17 protein-coding genes and 1 tRNA gene are annotated in these 23009 nt (G+C 32.0%); 5 read left to right on the top strand and 13 right to left on the bottom strand.

The window, feature by feature from the left end:
- Positions 1–13: 13 nt before the first annotated feature.
- Both GKZ86_RS22920 and GKZ86_RS22925 read right to left on the bottom strand, forming a co-directional pair.
- Positions 14–607 (bottom strand): HmuY family protein, encoded by a 594-nt coding sequence (locus GKZ86_RS22920; protein WP_154785368.1) that lies wholly within the window; start codon positions 605–607, stop codon positions 14–16.
- A 26-nt stretch (positions 608–633) separates the two neighbouring features.
- Positions 634–2700 carry a TonB-dependent siderophore receptor gene (locus GKZ86_RS22925; protein WP_154785369.1) on the bottom strand — a complete coding sequence of 689 codons (2067 nt, stop codon included), beginning with the start codon at positions 2698–2700 and terminating at the stop codon, positions 634–636.
- Positions 2701–2802: 102 nt separating this feature from the next.
- Between GKZ86_RS22925 and GKZ86_RS22930 the strand changes: the two genes are divergently transcribed.
- Positions 2803–3705, top strand: coding sequence for a DUF6607 family protein (locus tag GKZ86_RS22930; protein ID WP_154785370.1), 903 nt, complete (start codon positions 2803–2805; stop codon positions 3703–3705).
- 72 nt (positions 3706–3777) lie between these two features.
- Here GKZ86_RS22930 and GKZ86_RS22935 read toward each other — a convergent pair whose 3' ends face one another.
- The 3 genes from GKZ86_RS22935 to argS form a co-directional block, all read right to left on the bottom strand.
- Positions 3778–5217 (bottom strand): RagB/SusD family nutrient uptake outer membrane protein, encoded by a 1440-nt coding sequence (locus GKZ86_RS22935; RefSeq protein ID WP_154785371.1) that lies wholly within the window; start codon positions 5215–5217, stop codon positions 3778–3780.
- 4 nt (positions 5218–5221) lie between these two features.
- Positions 5222–8413 (bottom strand): SusC/RagA family TonB-linked outer membrane protein, encoded by a 3192-nt coding sequence (locus GKZ86_RS22940; RefSeq protein ID WP_154785372.1) that lies wholly within the window; start codon positions 8411–8413, stop codon positions 5222–5224.
- Positions 8414–8798: 385 nt separating this feature from the next.
- Entirely contained in the window at positions 8799–10580 is a 1782-nt protein-coding gene (gene argS / locus GKZ86_RS22945) for an arginine--tRNA ligase (protein WP_154785373.1), read from the bottom strand.
- Positions 10581–10895: 315 nt separating this feature from the next.
- Here argS and GKZ86_RS22950 point away from each other — a divergent pair, with 315 nt between their 5' ends.
- On the top strand, positions 10896–13301 hold the full coding sequence (locus GKZ86_RS22950; RefSeq protein WP_154785374.1) for a TonB-dependent receptor domain-containing protein: 2406 nt from the start codon (positions 10896–10898) through the stop codon (positions 13299–13301).
- Between the two features lie 113 nt (positions 13302–13414).
- Here GKZ86_RS22950 and GKZ86_RS22955 read toward each other — a convergent pair whose 3' ends face one another.
- The 5 genes from GKZ86_RS22955 to GKZ86_RS22975 all read right to left on the bottom strand — a co-directional run bounded on the left by GKZ86_RS22955 (position 13415) and on the right by GKZ86_RS22975 (position 17695).
- Positions 13415–14086, bottom strand: a complete 672-nt coding sequence (locus GKZ86_RS22955; protein ID WP_154785375.1) for a copper homeostasis protein CutC — start codon at positions 14084–14086, stop codon at positions 13415–13417.
- 108 nt (positions 14087–14194) lie between these two features.
- Positions 14195–15202 carry a 3-oxoacyl-ACP synthase III family protein gene (locus GKZ86_RS22960; RefSeq protein WP_074659466.1) on the bottom strand — a complete coding sequence of 336 codons (1008 nt, stop codon included), beginning with the start codon at positions 15200–15202 and terminating at the stop codon, positions 14195–14197.
- Between the two features lie 221 nt (positions 15203–15423).
- Positions 15424–16374: an ABC transporter ATP-binding protein gene (locus tag GKZ86_RS22965; protein WP_154785384.1), complete on the bottom strand. Its 951-nt coding sequence runs from the start codon at positions 16372–16374 to the stop codon at positions 15424–15426.
- 106 nt (positions 16375–16480) lie between these two features.
- A complete protein-coding gene (locus GKZ86_RS22970) occupies positions 16481–17176 on the bottom strand; it encodes an OmpA family protein (RefSeq protein ID WP_154785376.1) in 696 nt (231 codons plus the stop codon).
- Between the two features lie 18 nt (positions 17177–17194).
- A complete protein-coding gene (locus GKZ86_RS22975) occupies positions 17195–17695 on the bottom strand; it encodes a lipocalin family protein (RefSeq protein WP_194632531.1) in 501 nt (166 codons plus the stop codon).
- 203 nt (positions 17696–17898) lie between these two features.
- Between GKZ86_RS22975 and htpG the strand changes: the two genes are divergently transcribed.
- The 3 genes from htpG (at position 17899) to GKZ86_RS22990 (ending at position 21582) form a co-directional block, all read left to right on the top strand.
- Positions 17899–19782: a molecular chaperone HtpG gene (gene htpG, locus GKZ86_RS22980; protein WP_154785377.1), complete on the top strand. Its 1884-nt coding sequence runs from the start codon at positions 17899–17901 to the stop codon at positions 19780–19782.
- A 124-nt stretch (positions 19783–19906) separates the two neighbouring features.
- On the top strand, positions 19907–20734 hold the full coding sequence (locus tag GKZ86_RS22985; protein WP_154785378.1) for a hypothetical protein: 828 nt from the start codon (positions 19907–19909) through the stop codon (positions 20732–20734).
- A 131-nt stretch (positions 20735–20865) separates the two neighbouring features.
- Positions 20866–21582 carry a DUF4369 domain-containing protein gene (locus GKZ86_RS22990; protein ID WP_154785379.1) on the top strand — a complete coding sequence of 239 codons (717 nt, stop codon included), beginning with the start codon at positions 20866–20868 and terminating at the stop codon, positions 21580–21582.
- Positions 21583–21662: 80 nt separating this feature from the next.
- On the opposite strand, the gene GKZ86_RS22995 is transcribed toward GKZ86_RS22990, so the two are convergent.
- The 3 genes from GKZ86_RS22995 to GKZ86_RS23005 form a co-directional block, all read right to left on the bottom strand.
- Positions 21663–22118, bottom strand: a complete 456-nt coding sequence (locus tag GKZ86_RS22995) for a hypothetical protein (RefSeq protein WP_154785380.1) — start codon at positions 22116–22118, stop codon at positions 21663–21665.
- A 198-nt stretch (positions 22119–22316) separates the two neighbouring features.
- Entirely contained in the window at positions 22317–22715 is a 399-nt protein-coding gene (locus tag GKZ86_RS23000) for a helix-turn-helix transcriptional regulator (RefSeq protein WP_154785381.1), read from the bottom strand.
- A gap of 221 nt (positions 22716–22936) precedes the next feature.
- Positions 22937–23009: transfer RNA gene (locus GKZ86_RS23005), tRNA-Thr, on the bottom strand.

Below are 23009 nucleotides of genomic sequence, written 5' to 3' on the forward strand. Positions count from 1 at the left end.
TAAAGTATTTTTCTTAGAATGTTGTTGTGCTGTTAGCTTGGTAAGCAAAATTGAAAGTGTAGAATCCTGAATTCGTTCCATCTGGTGTTGCTGGTGCGTCTTTGTAATAACTTAATATTTCAAATTTTGCATATTTACCATCATGTGTTTTTACAACAAATACTTTTCCTGCAATAGGTGAAACAATATGAGATGTCTGATCATAGTTATACCAGCCTTTTCCGCTTCCTGTCGGAATTGCATACGCAGCCTCTCCATCCTGAACAAAAGTAGATGCGGCTGGATATAAAGTTACGCTGGCAAATGTACCAGAAACGATGCTAGCTGCACCAGATCCTGTTTTGCTAGGTTCAATATCAGTTCTTTTAACTCCTCCATTTACGACAATAGTTGTTTTATTGAAAGCGATGTCCCAATTATCAGTAGTAACTATTTTATTTTCTGAAAAACTGAATTTTACATATTCTGTTTGATTAGCATCAATGTTAGAAACTTTTTTTGTTTCAACCGCTGGAATTGTGTTATCATCGTTATTATCATCACTACTACAAGATGCAGTAAAAAGTACTAGAGCTAAAAGCGAAAGTTTTAAAAATTTTGTTTTCATGGTAAAGGTGTTTAAATAAATATTGATTAAAAATTATATTGAATTCGGGCAAAAAGCTGTCTTCCGGCCAGGTTAGGAATTTGACTTGGATCTGTATAATCAAGTAAATTATTAGCTCCGGCCTGAAGCATAAATTTATGAGTAATGTATTTTGAAATGGACAAGTTTGCAGTACAATAATCACTTATAAACTTGTCGTATGTGTCGAGGATTCCATTGCCATTTGTATCAAACAATCCGTATTTACTTCTATATAAAATACGTAGATTGATATCTGTTTTTATTGCTGGAAAAGTGTATGCAAATTTTAGATTGGCTGTATGTTTCGACCTGTTATACAATCCGAAATAATCTGATTTTTTAATCTGAATAGTTTGTAATTCCGAATTGCGAATGTATTGATGCTCTTCAAAATCATCAACAACTGATTTGTCTTTCGCAATTAAATATTGATACCCAAGCGATGCTGTAAATTGATCCGTAAATTTATAAGTTGAATTAAACTCAAGACCATAAGTAAAGACCTTACTGTAATTGAAGTAACTAAAAACATTTTGACCACTTCTCTTTGTAGCCACAACACGTGTATCAATTAAATCACTGATCGAATTATAGAAAGCATTTAGTTCTATTTTAAGTTTATTTTTTTTATAAAATCCTCCAAAATTGTAATTTATTGAGCTTTCCGGTTTCAACGGCTCATCAAAGTTTATTCCCGCTACTCTTGAAGCAATCAGATTCTGGTTATCCAATTCGTCTAAACGAGCTTCAGCAACATTGTATCCCAAAACGGTATATCCGACTGATGGATTGGTGAAATCGAAAAATAACTGGCGGAAATCCGGCGCTTTATAACCATAACCCACTGAACCCTTAAGAGAAAAGTTTGCATTAAATTTATAATTTACTGCTAATTTTGGACTTAATTGCGATGCATATTCACTATGATTATCGTATCTGAATCCGGCAAGAATATTCAGTTTTTCTGTCGGGTTATAATCATATTGTAAATAGACATATTGTGAGTTAAACTTAACATCGTTGGCAAAATAGGTACGGTCTAAGCTTTCATAATTTAATCCGACTCCTGCTGTTAATTTGTCATTATTTACAGACCAGGTTGTTCTGACTTCTGGTCTAAAAAGCCATTGATTATAATATGTTTTATCAAAAAGCACATTATCCGGATCATTTAAAAATGCATCATTTTTATAATTGGTAGCATACAATTCATATTCCCAATATAATCTTGAATTCCATCTATGTTCTAATTTGATTTGCGAATTCCACTCATTTTCTTTTGCATCACCTCTATATCTTTCAGTTTCAATTATAGCTTTGTTATCTATCTCTTGATTGAAAAAACGGTTACTTATTGTTAGTTTCAGATTTTCTGAAAAATCGTAGTATATTTTTGGCTGAATCGTCGTGTTGTGATATTTTTCAACATTCTTTAACCACGAACTTTTATCTAAATCATATCCATCAGATGAATAAAAATTGGTAAATAAGTTGGCTGCAAATTTTTTCTTTTTCCAAAGTAAATTAGCATTGGCATCATTGGTATTGAATGTACCATATCGATAAGAAAGATTACCTGAAAACATATCTTTTTTAGGCCTTTTTGTAATTACATTAATTACTCCTCCCATCGCTTCTGAACCATATAAAGCTGATGACGCTCCTTTTACGATTTCAATTCTTTCTATATTTCCAACAGAAACCCTTGATAAATCTAAAACTCCAGAACTTCTTCCAACAAGCGGTACACCATCAATCATAATCATTGTATAAGCTGCATCTAAACCTTGCATCTGTACACCTTCGAACCCACTTTCATCCGGAATCAGGATAATTCCTGTTTGTTCGTTTAGAATTTCGTTTAATCTTGTAACACCAGATTTGATAATGGCTTCAGACGTAATAATTGTCATTGGCAATGGTAGTGAAGAAAGAACTCTTTCTGTTCTTGTAGCAGTAGTCACCGTAACTTCTTCCAGTTCATTTTTATGAATACTGTCTTTTTGCACTTCCTGAGCAACAGAAACTATAGAGAAAAGCAGAGCAGATAAAAGGGCAATTTTTATTTTCATTATTTTGATTCATTCTTAATAATCGATGCAAATATATAACTATTTTTATTTGTTCTAAATAAAATTTATATATTTGCAAAAAATTTTAAAACATAATAAGTTATGATTTCAAAAAGTCTCTATCTTTCAGCCGTTATGGCTTTGACATGTAGTCTTGGCTTTAGTCAGGATAAAAAACAACAAGACATCAAATCAATTAAATCGATGTGTGGTTGTTATGAAGTGAAATTTAATTTTACTGAAACTTTTCAGTATCCTAAAGATTCTCTTACCTACAAACCTTCTGAAACGAAACATGAATCTGCTTTAGAATGGGTAGAATTATTGGAAGACACGCCAAATAAAATCGTAATGCAACATTTATTGATTGTAAGCGATGATATGATCATCAAACACTGGAGACAAGATTGGCTTTACGAAAACACAGACTTATATTCTTTTGACAAAGGCACTTCCTGGAAATACAAAAAATTAGACAAGAAAGCCGTAAAAGGTCAATGGACTCAAAAAGTATATCAGGTAGATGATAGTCCAAGATATGAAGGATCTTCAACTTGGGTACATGTTGATGGAGAAAATTACTGGTCTAATGTTGCTGATGCTCCTCTGCCAAGAAGAGAGCAAACTAAACGTAATGACTATAATGTTTTAAAAAGAAGAAATATTCACGAAATTACTGCTACAGGCTGGAATCATGAACAAGACAACACTAAACTTATTAGAGATGACAGCGGAAAAGATGTTTTATTAGCCGAAGAAAAAGGTATGGACATTTATACTAAAGTTCCGGATATTAAATGTATTGCAGGACAAAAATGGTGGAAGGAAAATAACGCTCTTTGGAAAAATGTTCGTGACAAATGGCAAACGCTTTTTGACAGACACCAAGACTTAAACTTAGAAGCTAAAGTTGACAGAAAAGCACTTTATTCTCTTTTGTTTGATTTAAAACCAAACGCTACTAAAGCAGAATCAGATGCTATTATCGACAAGTTTGTAAAATAAAAATGTTTGTGTTAGTTGTAAAAAAGCCGGTAATCTTAGGATTACCGGCTTTTTTTATGGCCTTCACTTTTGTTATAAAGGATTCTGAACAATCAATGGATTTGCATCTATTTCAGCTTGTGGGATTTGAAAGATAAATCTATTATCTCCAACTGGAATATTAAATCTACCAAATGCTGTGTGATTGGATCCAACATAATCTCTGTTTAAAGCTACTCCTAATCGTTTCATATCAAACCATGCATAACCTTCACCCCATAATTCAATTCTTTTTTGAAGTATGATTTCGTTTATCAAAGTTGTTCCTGTATTCGTTGACAATTCATATCCGGGATCTCTCGTTATTGTTATGTCATATAAAGCTTTTCTAGCCAGTGATTCATTTCCTGATCTAGCATATGCTTCGGCTTCGATATAATACATTGCAGCCGCTCTTAAATAAATATAATCACCAGCATCAATTGTTGGATCTATAAATTTCAAATTAGCATAAGCTGGTAATAAAGGATATGTTGAATTGCCGTCTGGAGCTACAAAAGCATTTTTTCTATAATCAGTTCCTGAAATGCTATTATATAAATTAATATCAATGTTTTTATAAATCCCTAACCCTCCGGCATATCCTGATTCATTAGTATTATCAAAATGAGAGAAAAAACTAGCCACAAAAGAACTCTGAGCCGAAGTTATTGATGCTCCCCACATTGTATCTTTATTACTAACATCATAAAAACCTTGCATCCATTCATTTTCAGTTAACAATGGATATTTTTGTCTCGCAGCATTTGCTAAAAGAGCAGCTTCAGAGTATTTTCCCATTTCTAAATAAACATCTGCCAAAAATGCCTGAGCAACAGACTGATCAATTGCATTATTATTTTTACGTTTATTTCCTTCTAACAAAGTAATAGATTCAGTAAGGTCTTTTTCAATCACAGAATATACTTCGCTTACTGTAGACCTTGCCTTGCCTTCAAAAATCACCTCAGTATAAAGAGGTACACATAGTTTATTTTCATTACCGATATATGTTGGTCCATACATACGAGCCAGCATAAAGTAAAAATAGCCTCTTAATGCTAAAGCTTGCCCTCTAATTACTTTAAGTTTTTCATCTGTAATTCCTTCCGGAACACCAGCCAATACAACATTTGTGGTTTTAATTTGAGGATAATATGTACTCCATGCTAATCTTGATCTGGTATTGGTTTGTTGTCTTCCTTGATAATTATAAAAACTACTATACCAACTTGATTTTGTCATTAGCATGTCATTGGACATTAAATCCGTAGCTGCCAAAATAGATTTGTGTCCATAATCTTCATGATTTGCAATCGACAAACCATATGACCTTAATGCAGAATAAATTCCATTAATGATTGCTTCGTTTGCTTCTGCTGAAGCAGCAAGTTGTTCATCATTTATGGTTGATTGTGGTGTTGCATCAAGAAACTCACTTTCACAACTTGTAAAAATCAACAACGATAACGACAATATTATTATTTTTTTCATGTTTTTAAAAATTTGCAGTTAAACCAAGTGAGATAGATTTCATAACACCATACACATTTAAGGATTGACCATTATTAGTTCTTGATCCTAAATTATTCAATCTTGGATCCATTCCTTTTCTTTCAGACCACAAAGCTAAATTTGATCCCATCAAACTAAACTTTGTAGATTGAATTCCAAGATCTAAAAGCTGTTTGTTTTTAAAGTCATACGATAAAGAAACATCCTGCAAACTGATATAGTCTGATTTTATTAAGAAAAAATCAGAGTTTGACATTTGTAAAGTAGAAACATGATCAATTCGTGGAATACCAGAATTAGGATTATCAATTGACCAGGCTTTATTTACATCCTTATGATAGTTTTGACCAATACCATCTGACCCGGAATACATAGCTCTTTGATACACGCCATCATACATATATCCGCCAAACTGGTAAGCAAAACCTACTTGTAATGTTAAATTCTTATATCTTACAATAGTCCCAAATCCTCCATAAACATCTGGATTGGCATCTTTGTTACTTAAATACTGAGTTGCATTTCCGTAAACATTTGTAGTTGTTTTTCCTGTTACGTTTCCAGAAACATCTTTTTGATCCATGTACCATAACGAATCTCCATTTGTTTTATCAACACCGGCAAATTCTCTCAGATAATAAGAATATGCAGGAGCTCCAACTTCAAATCTAAAAATATCGTTCGTAAAAGGACTAGGTAGTGATGTTATCTTGTTTTTATAATGCGTACCATTTGCCCAAATATTAAAATCAATATTTTCAGATTTTAGTATATCTAGCCCTAGGTTAATTTCAATTCCTTTATTCGACATATCACCAATATTTTCAGTCATAAATGAAACTCCGGTCGATGGTGAATTAGGACGATTATATATTAAATCACTCACATTTCTTTCAAAATATTCTGCTTCAATATTTAACCTATTAAATAATTGAATATCAAATCCAATATTTAAGTTTTTAGATTTTTCCCATTTAATTTTTTCGTTCCCTTGATAAACGGTAAGCACACTAGCATTTCCTTCAGCATCAGGAACAATTTCATATTGAGTTTGGTATGCATAATAATTTCTTGTACTACCAAAATAAGAGCGATGTGTTATTTGAGATGTTGCAGGATAGTATATGTTGTCATTACCTTGTTCTCCATAACTTCCTTTTATTCTTAGATCATTAATCCATTTAGTTTTAGGAAAAAATGATTCTTTTATAACAGACCAAGCTCCTCCAAATCCATAAAAATTACCCCACCTGTTTTCTGGATAAAATACAGATGATCCATCTCTTCTAAAACTACCATTAACAAAATACTTGTTTTTGTAATTGTAATTTAATCGTGAAAAATAACCTTCAACTTTATAAACATCGTTATATCCATCTAGATAATTGTAAACAGTTGCATTGCTCACAATTGGTAAATCTGGTATAACAATTCCACTTTTTTGTCCCGTTAGCATTTTTGATGTAAAATCGGAAGATTCATGACCAATTAAAATATCCAAACTATGATTGCCAAATGTTTTTTTCCAAGATAATAACTGTTGATTTGTGATTGTATAATCATTTTTTGTAGCTGTACCAATCCTACCATTAACTCCCATATCATCACCTCCAAGGGTGGTAGTAGTATTTAAATAATATCCAGACAATAAATCATATCCAAGATTGTATCTAAAATTGAAATTTTTCAAAAAATCAATAGAAACATAGCCTCTAGCTCCAAATTTATTCTCTTCCTTTAAATTAGTATTTAACAAAGTAGTAGCATACGGATTAAGATTTGAACCAAAAGGACGGTCACCGGATTTATTAAATTCATACGCTTTGGTGCCATTTGCATTCATAATATAGTTTCCATTATTATCTCTTTGCCAAATCGTATAAATTGGAGCAATATTTCTGGCCCAATAAAATAAGTTACTATAAGTAGTAGATGAAAGTTGTGAAATTGGAGCATTTTGGTCTGAATTTGCATAATTCAAATTAGCTCCAACTTTTACTTTACTATTTAAAGTATAATCTACATTTGCTCTAACAGTTGCACGTTTAAAATTAGAGTTAATTGTATATCCATTATCTGAAAGATAACCAACTGATAAGTAAGTATTCAGATTTTCTGTACTTCCAGACATACTTAAAAAGTGTTCTATTCTTGTAGCATCCCTAAATAAGTTTTTAGACCAATTATCATGATATAACAATTCTGCATTTGGATTTAATTGTCCTGTTTCAGGATTTATTACTTGATTATTAGGTACGTTATAATTATTATATCCTAACGAATATGTATCTCCGTTTATTAAGTTTTGAGCAGCAACAGCTGAAGCATTAGCAGGAGTTTGCCCCTGATAGATTAAACCATTTCTAATTCTATTATAGACACTTTTATAATATTCGCCAGGATCAGTAATCATATCATACTCAGGAACAGCTCTTGAATTGACTCCAATTTTAGTTTCATACGTTACATTTAATTGACCTTTTTTACCTTTTTTAGTTGTAATTATAATTACTCCATTCGCTCCTCTACTTCCATACAATGCATTTGATGATGCATCTTTCAAAAAACTTACTGATTCGATATCCTGAGAGGATATTGCATTAATATCACCGTTATAAGGTATACCGTCCAGAACGTATAATGGATCATTAGATGATGAAATTGAACCAATTCCTCTAAATCTTACTTGAGGTTTATCTCCAGGCTGCCCGGAATTTGCGGCAATTTGTACACCCGCAACTTTACCTGTTAAAGATTGAACTGCGTTTGATGACTGTGTATTCTCTAATTGTCTTGCATCAATTTTAGTGACTGCCCCAGTAATTTCTTGTTTTTTTTGCGTTCCAAAAGCTACCTGAACAACGACTTCTTGCAGTTCTTCTCCACCTTCTTGCATTTTAATATTTACTGAAGACGAATTGCCAACTGTTACAATATTATCTTTCATCCCCATATAAGAAAAAACTAAAACATCTCCAGTCTTTGCTTTAATCGAATATTTACCATCAAAATCAGATTGTACACCATTGCTTGTACCTTTTATTACAACATTTGCTCCAGGAATTGGTCCAACAGCGTCCGACACAATTCCAGATATTGTTCTTTCCTGTGCAAAAAACATTTGCGAAGTAAGTACAAACACAAGAAGAACAAGCTCTTTAATTTTTCTTTTCATTATAGTTTATTTGAATTAATGGGCGCAACTTATAAAATTAAATTAATTTTAACAAGATTTTATTTATTTTTAACATTAATAAAAATAAGTTTATTCTTATTTAATGGAAATAAAAAAAACCGCCTGAACATTGTGCCCAGACGGTTACCCTTTATTATTTTTTACTAAAAGCTTACTAATTCAAAATAGTTAAAAATAAATATAAGGAGATATTTTAAAAATCATCTATTTATACAGAGTTGAAACAATTTCGTTTTTCCTACAAAACCATTGTGCAAAAATATTTCAGAATTATAAAATAACTTAAAACCATAAGTCAAAAAAATAACAAAAAAAGCCAATAGTTTTTCAACTATTGGCTTTTTAAAATTTTGGATATTTAATTCTACATTCTCTCAGGAACTTCAATTCCTAATAAAGTAAATGCAGATTTTATTACCTCAGCAACTTTTTGAGAAAGCTGAACTCTGAATATTTTTTTCGTAAGATCTACTTCTCCTAAAATATGAACGGATTGATAGAATGAATTATATTCTTTTACCAAATCATAAGTATAATTTGCAATTAATGCCGGACTATGATTTTGTGCCGCATTTTGAATTACTTCCGGGAAAAGTTCAATTTGTTTTACCAGCTCTTTTTCTTTTTCATGAAGCACTTCGACTTCGCTCAGTGTGACATTATAATCAAAATCGGCTTTACGGATAATTGACTGAATTCTGGCGTAAGTATATTGTATAAACGGACCTGTATTTCCGGCAAAATCTACAGATTCATCCGGATTGAATAAAATACGTTTTTTAGGATCTACTTTTAAGATGTAATATTTTAAAGCGCCAAGACCAATTGTTTTATACAATTTCGCTTTTTCTTCGGCTGAATAACTATTCAGTTTCCCTAAATCTTCAGAAATTTGTTTAGCTGTATCTGTCATATCCTGCATCAAATCATCTGCATCGACAACAGTTCCTTCACGGCTTTTCATTTTTCCAGAAGGTAAATCAACCATTCCGTATGATAAATGATATAAGCTTGAAGCCCAGTCAAAACCTAATTTTTTCAAGATTAAAAATAAAACTTTAAAATGATAATCTTGTTCGTTACCAACGGTGTAAACCATTCCGCCAACATCCGGCATATCTTTTACACGCTGAATTGCAGTTCCGATATCCTGTGTCATATAAACCGCAGTTCCGTCAGAACGTAATACAATTTTACGATCTAAACCTTCATCTGTCAAATCAATCCAAACAGAACCATCAGGATCTTTTTCGAAAACACCTTTATCTAAACCAACCTGAACAACATCTTTTCCTAATAAATAAGTATTGCTTTCGTAGTAATATTTATCAAAATTAACTCCAAGATTATTATAAGTAGTTGCAAAACCTTCATAAACCCATTCGTTCATTTTTTTCCAAAGTGAGATTACCTGCTCATCGCCTGCCTCCCATTTTTTAAGCATTTCCTGCGCTTCAATAATAATTGGCGCTTGTTTTTTTGCTTCTTCTTCAGTTTTACCGGTTTCTATTAATTGGTTGATTTCTGTTTTGTAAGCTTTATCAAACTCCACATAATATTTACCAACTAATTTATCACCTTTTAAATTTGAACTTTGCGGTGTTTCACCATTTCCAAATTTTTCCCAAGCCAGCATCGATTTGCAGATATGAATTCCACGATCGTTTATGATTTGAGTTTTGTATACTTTTTTACCCGAAGCTTTAATAATTTCGGCAACAGAATATCCTAACAAATTGTTACGAACGTGTCCTAAGTGTAACGGTTTATTGGTGTTTGGCGAAGAATATTCGACCATAATTGCTTTATCGTCCGGATTTGGCGTTACATATCCAAATTTAGTATTGGCTTTTATTTCATTAAAGAAATTCAAATAATAACGATCTGCAATTACAATATTTAAGAAACCTGAAACAACGTTAAAACGTGCTACCTCAGGAAGATTTTCAACCAGATAATTCCCAATTGTATTTCCCAATTCGACAGGATTGCTTTTAATCACTTTCAATAATGGAAAAATCACCATTGTAATATCGCCTTCAAACTCTTTTCTCGTAGTTTGAAATTCGATTTTATCAACAGTAACATCAAATAATGCTTGTATTGCTTTTTGTATAGAAGGCGTTAAAATTTGTGATAATGACATGTAAACTTATTTTTAAAGTGAGCAAAGATACTGCTTATTCGTCAATTAGAGAAAACGAAAAAGATATAAAATAATAGAAATCGCTACGAATCTTTTAAAAAGCAATTCATTTCAATTGTTAAAATTATCAAAAAATTAAAACGTTAAACTCTTATAAAACAGAACCTCTACAAAAAAATTGATTTTTAATTATGAATTTGCTGTAACAAATCAGCAGCAAAACAGTCTTACTAGCAACTTTAAATTTATTTATAGAAAAATAATTACCCATTAATCATCATCATCAATCAAATTAAAATAATCAATTATTACCATATGAAATTAAAATTCTTTCTGTTCGTATTACTGGGTGTAATTACAACAGCACAAGCCCAAAATTCTGGAACGGTTTCCGGAAAAATTCTGGAAAAATCAAATAATGCACCCATTTCTTATGCTACAGTTTCTATTAAAGACAACGGAAAAGTAGTGTCTGGAGTAAATACAGATGACAACGGAGATTTTACAATTAAAAATCTAGCTTTAAAAAGCTATACGATCGAAATTCAATATATTGGATTTAGAAAATATATTGGATCTGTAATTTTAAGCGACAATAAAAAAACTGCAACAGTTAATGTTTCTCTTCAAGAAGAAGCAACACAGCTTAAAGGTGTTAATATTGTTGCCGAACGTTCGACAATGGAACAAAAAATTGACCGAAAAGTAATTACTGTAGGAAAAGATTTGACGACTGCCGGAGCTTCTGCATCAGATATTATGAGCAATATTCCATCTGTAAATGTTGATCAGGATGGAAAACTTTCGCTTCGCGGAAATGAGAATGTTCGTGTATTAATTGACGGAAGACCTTCGAATATTGATCCTGCACAATTATTGAAACAAATTCCTTCAACTTCGATCAAAAAAATTGAGTTGATTACAAATCCTAGTGCAAAATACAATCCGGAAGGAATGTCTGGGATTATCAATATTATTTTACACAAAAATGCCAATACCGGTTTTAACGGAAGTTACAGTGGTGGAATCACTTTTGGAGAAACAGCAAAATACAATCAGTCTTTGGATTTAAACTATAAAACCGGAAAAGTAAATTTCTTTGGAAATGCCGGTAATAATTTTGGAACTTATTTTAACAATGGTCACATTCAAAGATTAGATCAGGATGTAGCTCAAAAGTTAGATATTTCTAATGATAATGATAACTATTTGTATAAAGTTGGAATGGATTACCTAATCAACGATCACAATACTTTATCATTTTACACGAATCAAAATAAATCAAAAGGAACGGGACTTGTAAATACAGATATTGATTATAATAACGGAGATCCGGATATTAAAAATATCTACCAAAAAGCGAGATATGAAGGTCCGAACGAAACAGGAACTTATAATTTAGCGTACAAACATATCTTTAAAAAAGAAGGTCATACTTTAGATTTTGAAGGAAACTTTAGCAACACCAGAGAAACTCAAGATGCAAGTTTTGACACTCAAACAACGAAGCCAGACAATACTTCTAACTCACTTTTGTACAGCGATTATATCAATGACAAAAGAAAATTAGGTACATTAAACGTTGATTATGTTAATCCGTTAAACGACAAAACGACTCTTGAAGCCGGAGCTGAAGCCAGAATAACAAGAACTGATAATATTTACAACACTACCAATTCTGCATTTAATTCTTCTATTTATACTTATGATACTGATATTTATTCTGCTTATGTAACATTTGGTCAGAAATATAAAAAATTCAGTTACCAATTAGGTATTCGTGGCGAGAGTTACAAAGTTGCTGCTGATTTAAATCACGGTCAAACGAAATTCGATGATGACTATATCACATTATACCCATCAGCTTATTTCACATATAACTTAAATGAGAAAAACGTTTTACAATTAAGCTACAGCCGTCGTGTTGACCGCCCAAGTTTAGAGCAGACAAAACCTATTCGTGAGTTTTCTACTCCGTTGGTAACTTCATACGGAAATCAGGAATTAAGACCTCAGTTTACCAATTCTGTTGAAGTAAATTATACTAAAACGCTTGAAAAAGGAAGCATTACTGCTGGAGTATTTGTAAGAGCTATTAACGATCAAATAAGCAGAACTTTAAGTCCGGATCCTAACGATGCTTCTGGCTACAAACAAATTTTAAGTTTTGCCAATTACGATCACAACAGTGCTTATGGTTTTGATATTTCTGCCAACTATAAACTTACAAAATGGTGGGATATCCAGCCTTCTATTGATTTCTCTAGTATAAATCAGCAAGGTGTTGTGTTCGAGTATGATCCTGCAACAAAAACAAGTTCTCCTTTAGAACGTAGTGTAACAACGTCTGCATTTAATGCTCGTATGAATTCAAACTTTAAGCCTACAAAACGTTTAAGCTTTTTATTATTCGGTTTTTACAGAGGCGGTGTTGAAGAAATTCAACAACATAGAAAAGAAATGTACAAAATGGACATTGGTTCGCGTTATACATTATTAGATAACAAAATGAATATCAGCGTTCGTTTCAACGACGTTTTCAATACAATGAAATATGCTTTTGATGGTGTATATCCTTACCCTCAAACAGGTCAGTTTACATGGGAAAGCCAAACGGTTTATTTAGGTTTAACTTATAATTTTGGAGGAGCAAAAATTAAAAACCTGCAACGTAAACAAAGAGAAGATAATACTAATAAAGATGGTGGAGGAATGTTTTAATCCCCTTCTCTATTAGATAATTTGAATAATTTTTGAATAATTTTTGAATAATTTTCTTGTAGAAAAAAAGGCCTGGAGTATGCCAACTCCAGGCCTTTTTATTTATTTTTCTATTATAAAAAATTCCTCAATTCTTTTATTTCTTCCGGATTTGCCGTTTCCGTTTTATCTGTAATGGCTGAAGAATGATAAAATGTAGGCGTTAATCTATCTTGTAATAATTTAATATTTGAAGATCGTAAACCTCCGCCAGGCATAATTTCGATTCGATCTTTAGCTCGTTTCTGAATTTTTTCTAAATCAAATATTCCTTCTTCAACAGTAGCTCCTTGTCCTGAAGTTAGAATAGTTTTAAAACCACAATCAATTACATCTTCAAGAGATTGTTTCATATTTGTGACAACATCAAATGCACGATGAAAAGTACAGGAAAGTGGACTTGCAAGATTAACTAATTCCTGGTTTTGTTTCTTATTAACACTTCCATCAGCATTTAAGATTCCGAAAACAAAACCATCAACGCCCAATTTTTTAAATTGTTTGATATCTTGTTTCATTTCCACAATTTCCTCGTCAGTATAAACAAAATCTCCGCCACGAGGCCGGATAATGACATGCATTTTAATGGATAATTTTTCACGGACTTTTACAGCTAAAATATAATTAGGAGTTGTTCCGCCCAATTGCATATTTTCGCACAATTCGATTCTGTCTGCTCCGCTTTCCTGAGCAATCAATGCTGATTCGTAATTGAAGCATGCTATTTCTAGTTGATTTTTTTTCATTTTGATTTGGGATATCTTAATGATAATATTGTGTAACAAAACACGAATTTATAAAAAAACCTGCTCAAAAATTGAGCAGGTTTAAAATATAATGTAAAACGGTCTAAATTACCATTTAATAATAGCACTTGCCCAGGTAAATCCGCTACCAAAAGCAGCTAAAACAACTGTGTCTCCACTTTTAATTTTTCCTTGTTCCCAAGCTTCTGTCAAAGCGATTGGAATAGATGCTGCGGTTGTATTTCCGTATTTCTGAATATTATTGTGAACCTGATCATCACTCAATTTAAATTTATTTTGAATGAATTGTGAAATTCTCAAATTCGCCTGATGCGGAATCAACATATCAATATCTGAAACTTGCAAACCGTTTGCTTCTAATCCTTCGTTAATTACTTCAGCAAAACGAACCACTGCATTTTTAAATACAAATTGCCCGTTCATATACGGATAATAACTTTCATCATTCGGATCATTATCTGCTAAAATATCAGTTACCCAACGCGCTCCCATTCCTGGAGCCTGCAGTGCCAATTCTTCAGCATGTTGTCCTTCAGAATGTAAGTGTGTAGATAAAATTCCTTTTGATAAATCTTCTTCGCGGCTTAAAACTGCTGCTCCTGCTCCATCTCCAAAAATCACCGAAACTCCTCGCCCGCGAGTTGTCATATCTAATCCTGTTGAATGCACTTCTGAACCAATTACTAAAATGTTTTTATACATTCCGGTTTTAATATATTGATCTGCAACAGAAATTGCATAAACAAAACCAGAACATTGGTTTCTAACGTCTAAAGCACCAACTGTGCGCAATCCTAAATCACGTTGTACTAAAACTCCAGGTCCTGGAAAATAGTAATCCGGGCTTAATGTAGCAAAAACTACAAAATCAATATCTTCTTTGGCTACACCAGAACGCTCTATTGCAATTTTAGCTGCTTTAACTCCCATTGAAGTTGTGGTATCTTCTCCACGAATAATATGGCGACGCTCCTGAATACCTGTTCGCTCCTGAATCCATTCATCATTGGTATCAATAATTTTAGACAAATCATCGTTGGTCACAACATTAGAAGGAACATAATATCCTAAGCCCGCTATTTTTGAATGATACATATTCTTTTTGTTATTTGTTAAAAAATTGGATTGCAAATTTAAGTATACTTTAAAACATTACTGTACAAATTAGTGTTTTTTTCGTAATTAGCAATTTAATATCTTTTAAATATATATTCGTTAGTATCTTTTTATTGATTGAAAAAGCAGTTTTTACCTCAAAAACATAAATAAAAACTAAAAAGCCATAAACTCATTTTACTGTTTATGGCTTTTTTATCTTATAAATAATTTAAACTCAGAAAAACATTTTCCTCGAGAGGTAAATCAATTTCGCTTTCAAAAAATATTAATTGTCGTTTATAAACTGATTCTATTAAATAATGATTTCCTCTAAAATAAGTTTTTCTGATTTTTACCGGCAAATTAGACTCTGCAACCATTTTAAACTGATGCGGATATACTAATGTTTTATGCGTTTCATCTTCGTAAGGAACGAGCAAATGTGTTGCAACTTCATTTACTTCTCCAAATAATGAAGCTACGTATTTAGTTTCCGGATCTTCATAAATTTTTGTTGGATTTCCTTTTACAATAATTTCTCCATTTCTCATTACGATTGCCTCATCTGCAAACGATAAAGCGTCTGTACTATCGTGTGTTGCAATAATGCAGGTAATCCCTTTTTGCTTTAAATATTTAAATAAGTTACGTCGAAGTGCATTTTTACGAAAAGCATCAATTTGACTAAAAGGTTCGTCAAGCAAAAGTATTTCCGGTTCTAATGCTAAAACGCGCACTAAAGCTACTCGCTGCATTTGTCCTCCACTCAAATACTTCGTTTTTACATGAGAGAACTGTTCCATTTCTACCATTTCTAATAGCTCCTGAACACGCAGTTTTTTCATATTAGCAAAACCATTCGAAAGAAACTTTCCAACGTTTTCAGCAACCGTTTCAAAAAGAGACAAATCAAAATCCTGAGCCAGGTATTTCATAAAAGGCATTCCGGGAATCAAATTGTATTTTGGACCTAAAATCGGCTTTTCGTTATACGAAATCTGGCCTTCATTTAAATCATATAAACCATACATAAGTTTAAGCAAAGTGCTTTTTCCGCAACCACTCTCCCCTATAATGGCGATATTTTCTCCTTTATTTATAGTAAAAGATACGTTTTTAATAACTGGATTTTCGGTATACGAAAAAGAAATATTTTTAATATCGAGCATGGGTTGTATTTGAAAGTCCAAATTTACAATGTTTAATTTCTAAAGTCAAAAAAAAAGCTGCTTCAATTAAGAAACAGCTTTTAATAAATTTTATTGCTATCGAAAATTATTTTCCAGCTTCAGCTTTTGCGTCATTTACCATTTTGTCATTTGCAGTAATCGAGAATTCTACACGACGGTTTTGAGCTCTTCCTTCCGGAGTATCATTTGTTGCAATTGGATCAACGATTCCTAAACCTGAAGTTTTGAAACGACTTGATTTTAATCCTTTTGCAACTAGATAAGCTTGTACAGATGCCGCTCTTTGTCCTGAAAGTGTCAGGTTATATTCTGGTTTTCCTGTATTATCAGTGTAACCAAAAATTTGAATATCAGTATCTCCGTATTCATTAAATACAGGAACTAATTTATCTAAATTTGCTTTTGCCTGAGTAGTCAAAGTAGATTTATTTGTATCAAAACGAACTGCATTTTCATTTAAAGTTAAGTGAATTCCTTCACCTACTCTTTCTACTGATGCACCTGGCAAAGCCTGATCGATTTCACGGGCTTGTTTGTCCATTTTGTTTCCAATAAGAGCTCCGGTTCCACCACCAACGGCTGCACCAATTGCAGCACCCAAAGCAGCATTACCGCCATGACCTAAATTATTTCCTAAAATACCTCCAATAATACCTCCGGCAACTACTCCGATTCCTGCACCTTTTTGTGTATTATTTGCATTTTTTACTGAATCACAACTTGCAAAAAAACTAACCAATACAAGTAAACTACTCAATCCTAAAACTGTTATCTTTTTCATCTTTTTTCTTTTTTATTATTAATTAGCTCTCTGAAATTGGTAAGTTACGTCCTTAATTTGTCCTCCAACATTAATATTATCTATTAACTGAAAAGAGTTATCAGTTAAACCGGCTACTTTTAATAAATATCCTTCTTTAACATTTTTTGACTTTGTACCAGGGTTAACAATTTTAAGCACAAAAAGACCTTGATTATTAATACTCCATACAATTGGCGAAGTAAAAGCTGTACAATTCGGAGATGTTAAGTTCATTGTACCTTTATTATTATTTGAAATAAAATTCCAAGTACTACCAATAAAACATTTAGAGTCTGCAAGATCGAAAGAAGTTACTTTAATATAATCAGAACCTGCATAAGATACATTGGTTAAAACCCAATTTCCTTTAATAGCTACTTGAGTAGGTCTGTCAAGTTTAGTTGAAAGCGCAGTGCCTTCTGTTGAAGCTGTTGACGAAGATGATTTACACGCGAATAACATCGTGGCCATCATACAAATGAAAATAATTTTCTTCATTTTTGATATTTTATTTAAGTTAATACTTACACATTTAACAATTATTGTACCACAAAGATACGATTCATAGAAATATGTCCTGTTTTAAAATCTGATTATTTTCTTTCAAAATTAACACTTACGACATTTTGTCATTATAATATAATTGGTATTCTATTTGAAGAAATGAAAATCATTACTTTAACTAAAAAAATAAAAAAAATATGACAACAGGTAAAATTAATGTTTCAGTAGAAAACATCTTTCCCTTAATCAAAAAGTTCTTATACAGTGATCACGAAATTTTCTTGCGTGAGCTGGTATCAAACGGAACCGATGCTACTTTAAAATTAAAACACCTTATTAGCATTGGCGAAGCTAAAGTCGAATACGGAAATCCGGTTATCGAAATCAAAGTTGACAAAGAAGGAAAAAAAATCCACATTATCGACCAGGGTTTAGGAATGACTGCAGATGAAGTAGAAAAATACATTAATCAGGTGGCGTTTTCAGGAGCTGAGGAGTTTTTGGATAAATACAAAGATTCTGCTAAAGATTCTGGTATTATCGGTCACTTTGGACTTGGTTTCTATTCTGCATTTATGGTTGCCGAAAAAGTAGAAATCATTACCAAATCATACAAAGATGAACCTGCTGCACATTGGACATGTGACGGAAGTCCTGAATTTACTTTAGAACCAGCTGACAAAACTTCACGTGGTACAGAAATCATTCTTCATGTTGCCGAAGATTCTCTTGAATTTTTAGAAGATTCTAAAATCAGTGGATTATTGAATAAGTATAACAAGTTTATGCCTATTCCGATTAAATTTGGAACAAGAACAGAAACACTTCCAAAACCAGAAGATGCTCCGGAAGATTATATCAACGAAACTGTTGAAACTGACAATATCATCAATAATCCAAATCCGGCCTGGACAAAACAGCCAACAGAATTATCTGATGAAGATTATAAAAACTTCTACAGAGAATTGTATCCAATGCAATTTGAAGAGCCTTTATTCAACATTCACTTAAATGTAGATTATCCATTTAACTTAACCGGTATTTTGTATTTCCCTAAATTAGGATCTGATTTACAAATTCAGAAAGATAAAATTCAACTGTACCAAAACCAGGTTTACGTTACTGATAACGTAGAAGGAATTGTACCTGAATTTTTAACGATGCTTAAAGGAGTTATCGATTCACCGGATATTCCGTTGAACGTTTCTCGTTCAGGTTTGCAAGCTGATGGTGCGGTTAAAAAAATCTCAAACTATATTACTCGTAAAGTAGCTGATAAACTGAAAGCATTATTCAATGAAAATCGTGTTGACTTTGAATCTAAATGGAACGATATTAAAATCGTTTTAGAATACGGAATGCTTTCTGAAGATAAATTCTACGAAAAAGCAGGCGCATTTGTTTTGTACCCAACAGTAGATGATACTTATTTTACTTTAGAAGAATTAAAAGAGAAGTTAAAAGACAAACAAACGGATAAAGACGGAAAATTAGTAGTTCTTTATGCTGGAAATAAAGAAGCACAACACTCTTATATTGAAACAGCAAAAGAAAAAGGATACGAAGTATTACTTTTAGATTCTCCGATTATTTCGCATTTAATTCAAAAAATTGAAGGTGACAACAGCGGTTTAACTTTTGTTCGTGTAGACTCTGACCATATTGATAATTTAATCAAAAAAGATGAAAACACGATTTCTAAACTTTCTGATGAAGAAAAAGAAACTTTAAAAACTTCACTGGAAGCTTATATTCCAAAAGCATACAGCGTTCAGTTAGAAGCTATGGATAGCCAAGCAGCTCCATTCATGATCACGCAACCAGAATTTATGCGTAGAATGAAAGAAATGAGTCAGTCTGGCGGTGGCGGAATGTTTGGAATGGGAAATATGCCTGAAATGTATAATTTAGTTGTAAATACCAATTCTGATTTAGCTACAAGTATTTTAAATACCGAAGACAAAACACATCAGGAACATTTAGTTAAACAAGCTTTAGACTTAGCTAAGTTATCTCAAAACCTTTTAAAAGGTGAAGCTTTGACTGCTTTTGTAAAAAGAAGTTTCGAAATGATTAAATAAGGATTTTTAAATCTCTATAAGATTATCTAAACCTGCAAGTGCTACTTGCAGGTTTTTTTTATGCTAATCCATTTTTTTTATTATTTTTGACTGCCTTTATATTCTAACCTTAACTCAAATTACGATGAAAAAAAGCATTTTTTTATTTATAACAGTTTGCACGACAGCATTAATTTATGTTTCATGTACTTCTGGAACTGATGAAATTGTTCAAACAGACACTACTGCTCTTGGAGCATCTGTAGCTATTGATGCTACTACCGAAATGGATATTAAAACAGGATTGTTTGTAACAGCTCCTAGTAATCCGACAAAAAAGACATCTGATGCAGGTCCGGAAGCTTGCTCAACTATTACTGTAGCTAAGCCAAACGGAACAGAATATCCAAAAGTATTTACTGTTGATTATGGTACTACAGGTTGTGAAAGCAATCAACTTACCAGAAAAGGAAAATTAAAAATTACACTTGACGGCCCTGTTACCACTACCGGAAGCAAGATGACTATTGAAAGAATTGACTATTCTATTAATGAAATAAAATTAGAAGGAACTATTGAATATACCAACACAACTACTGTTGCCTCTATTCCGCAATGGACCAGAAAAGTAACAAATGGAAAATTTACTGATCCAAAAGGAAACGTTTATCTAAATTCAGGAACACTTACTGTTAAACAAACTGCCGGTGTTGACACTCCTTATGTATTAGAGGATAATATTTATGAAATGCCTGAAGGAACGCATACCGTAACTACAGCTAATGGCGGATCATTGACATTAACAGTAAAACAAACATTAGTTAAAAAATATTCCTGTGAATTTATTTCTCAAGGACAATTGAAAGTTGTGGGAGGTGTTTTAAACGGATTTGTTGATTATGGAAACAACGCTTGCGACAGGAACTACACGTATGTACAGGAAAATGGCGTAGGATATAATTTATCGCTGTAACTAATTCATTTTTAAAAAATAAACAAATCCCAATTTAGAAATAGATTGGGATTTATTTTTATTAAAAATTAAACCGCGACTTCTATACATTCAAACTATTTTCTTTATTTTGCAGCAAAATCTAAAAACCAATGAAAAAATCAATTATTGCCTTTGTTACTCTTGCACTATTAGCATCATGTAGCAAAAAAGAATCTACTGACGGTTTACACTTAACCGGAAATATAAAAGGATTAAAAAACGGAACTTTATACATACAAAGAGTTGTTGACACTTCACTTGTTGCCATAGACTCTATTAAAATAGACGGAAATTCGACTTTTGAAAGAGATATAAAATTAGAATCTCCAGAAATGTTGTATTTATTTCTAGATCGCGGAGTAACCAATTCGTTAGATAATAATATTTTATTTTTCGCAGAACCAGGCAATATGAATATCGAAACAAACCTGGATAATTTTATTTTTGGTGCTAAAATTACAGGATCTAAAAATCAGGAATTATACGAAGAATACAAAAAGATAAATTCTCGTTTTAATGACGAAAATCTTTCTATGGTAGAATCGAAATTTAAGGCAATCAAAAGACAAGACCAACAAGCGATTGACAGTATTGACTTAAAACAACAATCTAATATTAAAAGAAAATATCTTTACGCTACCAACTTCGCTATTAATCATAAAGATCACGAAATAGCACCTTATATTGCTTTAGCAGAGATTTACGATATCAATGTTAAGTTTTTAGATACGATACAAAAATCTATGACGCCAAAAGTTGCTCAATCACTTTATGGAAAAAAACTAACTAAATTTGTTTCCGAAGTAAAAAAACAAGAACAAAAATAGTTTTTCAAAATATAAAAAAATGCCCTGGGAATTCAGGGCATTTTTTATTTATAGAAATGTCTTATATTTAAATTGTTTTTTTATCTCGCGAAAGCAACCAAAGTACCAAATGCAATTAATACAAAATATAAAACTATTATAGAAGCCATTAAAACTCCAACAAATTTATAGTGTGATTTTAAGTAACCCAAAGAATCTGTAAGAGCTTCCGAGTTGTTATCTTTAAAAGCTTTTTTACCGTTTACAGCAAATTTGAATAAATAATAGACAGGAAAGAAATATAGCGCTGCCATTAAAAAGTAAACAACACTCATAATTGTTCCAAAAGAACCACCATAAATTCCCATTCCAGGCATTGTACTTCCTAATTGAGCAAAAATAACTCCTGCAAAAATTGCAAATGCCAAAATAAGTCCGATTCCTACAAATCCAACTATACCTAAAAAGTAAGCCCATTTAACGGTTTCTTTTAAAAAGTCTTTTGCAGTTTGGTCGAGCTGCAACTCAAATTTTTCGAAAACTGAATTTTCTTCCATTTATATAATGTTTTTTCTGGTTAAGAAACAAACATAAGGAAAATATAATTAGAATTATTTAAAAAATCAGATCCCAAAACTTAGCAACAGAATAAATTCCAATTGAACAAGTTTTCATTTTACAAAACACAATGTTTTCTAAAACAAAAAAGAGGCTCCAATCAGACCTCTTCTTTCTTTGATTAATTATATAAAGGATTATTTTCCTTTTAGCAATTTTTCTAAATACTCTATTTTTTCTTTTTCAATTTGCACCAAACGCTCGTAAAGCTCTACAACTTTATCAAGAGGATTGAATGTTGGTTGGTATTGAATATTTGAATTCATCGAAGCATTATCATTATTATTAATTGTATTACCAATAATATTAAAGATCGCTTCTTCTGAAAAGTTTTTAATTGCTTCTACAGTAACGCCAAGCGCTTTTGCAACTTCCGCAAGTTTAGCATCATCAAGCGTTTCGCTATTTTCTATAGCAGAAACTGCTTGTTGATTTGTTCCTAAAGCTTGTGCTAATGCTTCTTGCTTCATATCTCTTAATTCACGAATACGGCTAATTTTTCGCCCTATATGATTTGGTTTTATTAGTGTGCTCATAATTCAAAGATAATAATTAAGAATAATAACTAACAATATGTAAAAAACATATTTGAATGTATACGATACAGATAAAATAATTTGGCAAAAACCAATTATTGCTTAGCTGACTTAATAGAAACAAAAATACAATTTTTCGGACAGGGAACGATAAAAATTTTTAAAACTCAAAATTTTTAAAACAAAAAAAACCACCACTAAAAAGTGATGGTTTTACGTTGAGCCGGCGGAGGGACTCGAACCCACGACCTGCTGATTACAAATCAGCTGCTCTAGCCAACTGAGCTACGCTGG

It is taken from the genome of Flavobacterium sp. LC2016-13, assembly GCF_009707955.1.
Lineage (GTDB): Bacteria > Bacteroidota > Bacteroidia > Flavobacteriales > Flavobacteriaceae > Flavobacterium.